The sequence below is a fragment of the Synechococcus sp. R5-13 genome (genome assembly GCF_047462015.1).
Classification (GTDB): Bacteria; Cyanobacteriota; Cyanobacteriia; order Thermostichales; family Thermostichaceae; genus Thermostichus.
Window position 1 is genome coordinate 1 of the sequence record NZ_JANSIL010000002.1, and the last position, 3,775, is coordinate 3,775.

3 protein-coding genes are annotated in these 3,775 nt (G+C 55.8%); 1 reads left to right on the plus strand and 2 read right to left on the minus strand.

From position 1 onward, the window contains the following. Nucleotides 1-118: 118 nt before the first annotated feature. Nucleotides 119-859, minus strand: a complete 741-nt coding sequence (locus NW840_RS00060; protein WP_148202769.1) for an urease accessory protein UreF — start codon at nt 857-859, stop codon at nt 119-121. Nucleotides 860-871: 12 nt separating this feature from the next. Beyond that, nucleotides 872-1,444 carry a ribosome hibernation-promoting factor, HPF/YfiA family gene (hpf, locus tag NW840_RS00065; protein ID WP_011434101.1) on the minus strand — a complete coding sequence of 191 codons (573 nt, stop codon included), beginning with the start codon at nt 1,442-1,444 and terminating at the stop codon, nt 872-874. An 879-nt stretch (nt 1,445-2,323) separates the two neighbouring features. Between hpf and NW840_RS00070 the strand changes: the two genes are divergently transcribed. Then, nucleotides 2,324-3,616, plus strand: coding sequence for an aminotransferase class I/II-fold pyridoxal phosphate-dependent enzyme (locus NW840_RS00070; protein ID WP_414341573.1), 1,293 nt, complete (start codon nt 2,324-2,326; stop codon nt 3,614-3,616). The last annotated feature ends 159 nt before the right edge of the window (nt 3,617-3,775 follow it).

Below are 3,775 nucleotides of genomic sequence, written 5' to 3' on the forward strand. Positions count from 1 at the left end.
ATCAAAGCGCATTCCTCCCGGCACTGACCCTACGGGTACAGTGCGGGGCTCCTGCGATTTCTAGCTGAACTCCCCTCTCCCTCTGGGAGAAGGGTTTAGGGGTGAGGGTTGACGGCTTTCAAGATTGAAAAAGGCGGGAATAGAGCTGTTGGTGGACTTGACAATCGCGTTCTTGTAGGAGGGTGAAGCTGCCCAAAGCCGGCCAGCTGGGGGAGAGGTTTGGCCTTTCGGCCCGCTTCACAACCGGCAGGATCTCTTGGTGTACCACTGCCTCGATGGGCTCGTACAACTGAGCCAATAGGCTTTGCCCCTCGGTATGCCCCAAAGGTACCAGACGCACCGCTGCCGAGACCAGCCCAGTGAGGGAGGAGAACAAGAAGGCACGCAGGGTATCTTCCAACCCAATGCCCGCCTGAGCGCAGATCCAGCCAAACACCACGGAATGATGCAGTGGATCCCCCTCTGCCTTGGGGACAGAGATTCCCCAGGTGCGTTCTGCCAGTTGAGCTAGGCGTTTCCCCAAATCTAGGCTGGCTTGGCGCGGCTCTGCCGCCCAACGGGTTGCTTGCAGCTGTTGCTGCAGCTTCTCCACTCCCGACTCGGATCCCAATCGGGATAGACGATGGGCCAAGGCACAGGCTCTGCCCTCGGTGGGGGCTAAGCCCATGTGCAAAACCCCCAACAGGTACTGCTGCACCCCAGCCCGATCGCGAAGTTGACCCGCTTGAACGGCAGCTTCCAAGCCCCAGGAGTGGGAATAAGCCCCAATCGGCAGGGCAGAATCGGTGAGCTGTAGCAACAGATAGAAAGTGCCGCTGGATCCTGGAGAAGTAAGTTGGGAGGAGAGCTCACCACGCATCTTCACCAAGCCTTAGCGGGGGCGGATCAGGCCATAGCCGCCATGGTTGCGGACGTAGATAACGTTGATCTCGCCATTTTCGATATTGCGGAAAACGTAGAAGTCGTGATCCACTAGCTCCAACTGGTGCAACGCTTCCTGAACCGTCATGGGTGGCATGGCGAAGTACTTGGTGCGCACCACCTCTGCCGGTAACTCCGCTTGCCGTTCCGTATTTAGCGGATCGGTGACGGGCTGCTGGGCCACTGCCACGGAGGTTTTGGGGGTGTGGCGGACGCGGTGAATGCCGTTCCGTTCTTTGTATTTGCGCAACTTGCGGGCCAGCTTGTCGGCCACACGGTCGATGCTGGCATAGAGGTTTTCGCTGCTTTCTTCCGCCCGGATCACGGTGCCATTGGCGTAGACGGTCACTTCGGCAGATTGGCTGGCACTGATACGGGGGTTGCGGGCTACCGATAGATTGACATCAACCTCACTGGTGATCTGGGCAAAATGACTGACAGCACGCTCAATTTTTTCTTGAACGTAGCTGCGGATGGCGTCGGTAATCTCGACGTTTTTCCCTTGGATCACAAGCTTAGTCATGAGGACTCTCCCAGTCATGTCGGTTTATACCTGAGATAGCGCCTCATCCCCACCCGGGATCCCTCTAACTCTGGAAAGCGATCCCAGCTCACAGGCGACGTCAGCCCTTTAATTGGCAAAAATGGAGCCCTGTCATCAAGGGTGAGCAGATCGGCTTTGGGAGTGGCACTAACCTCTTGGGTTAAGTCTAGGTTAACATCTCGCTCAAGGATCTCTGCCAGAGGTTAAGAATAAATTTAGGCTCTCTTAATGTTTCAGAGATGTTGAATTCCAGATTTTCCCGAATCGCAGGAGCTCTGTAGAGAAGCGGGATCCCCGCCCTGCAAGACATGCACTTCTATTGGCTGTGTTGAGTGTCTTTGGGAAAGGTTTTTTAGAGTTTAAGTTGCAAGTTCCTCAGTCAAAAGCCAAATCTATCATCAAACCCATAGGCAGATCTAGCCTGCTAAAAATCTTCCTGAGCCGGATTTTGAGTTGGTTAAACAATGTCTCTAACTCTGACCTGTTTTTGAGAGACTGAAGGTGGGCCGTATTGCCCATAAGCTCGGCAATCCAGATGCTTCAGCTTTCCTCCAGGGTATGTTGGTATTATCCTACAGCCTAGCAGCATCTTGATTGGATAGCCATTGACAGCAAAAATGAAGGGATATTGATATAAATTAAGCTTTTTATCGATTTTTTATCAATATGAGGCTTTCGACTTGAGAGATGGTGTTGTTGTCGGTATTAGCTTTGACAAGCCTGTTGTTCACTGTTCCATGCTGTAAGGTTTCTATCGGAGAGCTACATAAGTACATAAGAACTTGGAACTCGGTTCTGCCGCTGCAGTCACCTTGAGGAGCGGTGGGGAGAAGGCCAACTCTTTCCGGGGTGGCTGAAATGCTACCCTCGAAACCAGCTTGGTGTGCAAAAGGTGGGGCAGACTGGGTGGGCGGAGGGATCCCGTTGAAGGCGGCAGAGCTTTTAGACAGAGCAGAAGAGGCTCTACAGGAGCAGTTTCAGGCGGTGGAGAAGACCCTCAGAGAGAACCTGGCGCGGGTGCTGCGGGCCTTTCGCGACCAGCGGGTGGGATCCCATCACTTTGCCGGGGTGTCGGGGTATGGCCACGACGACCAGGGGCGGCAGGTTTTGGATCGGGTGTTTGCCCAGATTATGGGCTGTGAGGCAGCAGTGGTGCGGCTGCAGATGGTGTCTGGTACCCATGCCATTGCCTGTGCTTTGTTTGGGGTGCTGCGTCCGGGGGATGAGCTGCTGGCGATTACCGGCCCCCCTTACGACACCCTTGAAGAGGTCATCGGTCTGCGGGGTTCCGGGCGGGGATCCCTACGGGAGTTTGGCATCGGTTACCGCCAGTTGGATTTGCGGGAGGGAACTGTCGATTGGCAGGCCCTGAAAACCGCCCTCAGACCGCAAACCCGCTTGGTTCACATTCAGCGGTCCTGTGGCTACGATTGGCGGCCCAGCTTTTCCATTGCCCAGATTGCCGAGATGATCCAAATGGTCAAAGCACAAAACCCCGAAGTTGTGGTTTTTGTGGACAATTGCTACGGCGAATTTGTGGAAACCCAGGAGCCAACCCATGTGGGCGCAGATCTGATTGCCGGATCCCTGATCAAAAATCCGGGGGGCACCCTCGTTCCCGCAGGGGGCTATGTGGCCGGGCGGGCAGAGCTGGTGGAGCAAGCCGCTTGTCGGTTAACGGCTCCGGGCATTGGTTCGGAGGGGGGGGCAACTCTAGATCTCAACCGCCTTCTGTTTCAAGGCTTGTTCTTGGCCCCGCAGATGGTGGCCGAAGCGGTGAAGATCGCCCATCTGGCGGCGCAGGTGTTTTCTGATTTGGGCTACCCGGTCTCGCCTCTGCCTCAAACTCCCCGCACCGATATCATCCAGGCCATTCAATTGGGATCCCCGCAAAAGCTGCAGGCCTTTTGCCAAGCGATTCAAAACAGTTCTCCTGTGGATTCCTACCTCACCCCAGTTCCGGAGGTGATGCCCGGTTATGCAGACCCGGTGGTGATGGCAGCAGGCACCTTTATTGCCGGGAGCAGCGCCGAACTCTCTGCCGATGGGCCGATGCGGGATCCCTACACCGTCTACTTGCAGGGGGGAACCCATCTCTACCATGGGCGGCTGGCCCTAGAAGCCGTCTTGCAAGCTTGGGAAACCCTGTAGGCCAACAGTTTGCTCTCGGCTGAAACAGCAAGGAAGGGGCAAGCCAACAACCTCAAAACTCAGCACGAAGTTGGCAGAAGTTGTCGTCTGTAAACTACCCGGCTCCGACCGCTAAGCGGTACGGAGCGGGCTTTCAGTAGCCCTGAGCCTGTTCTGCTC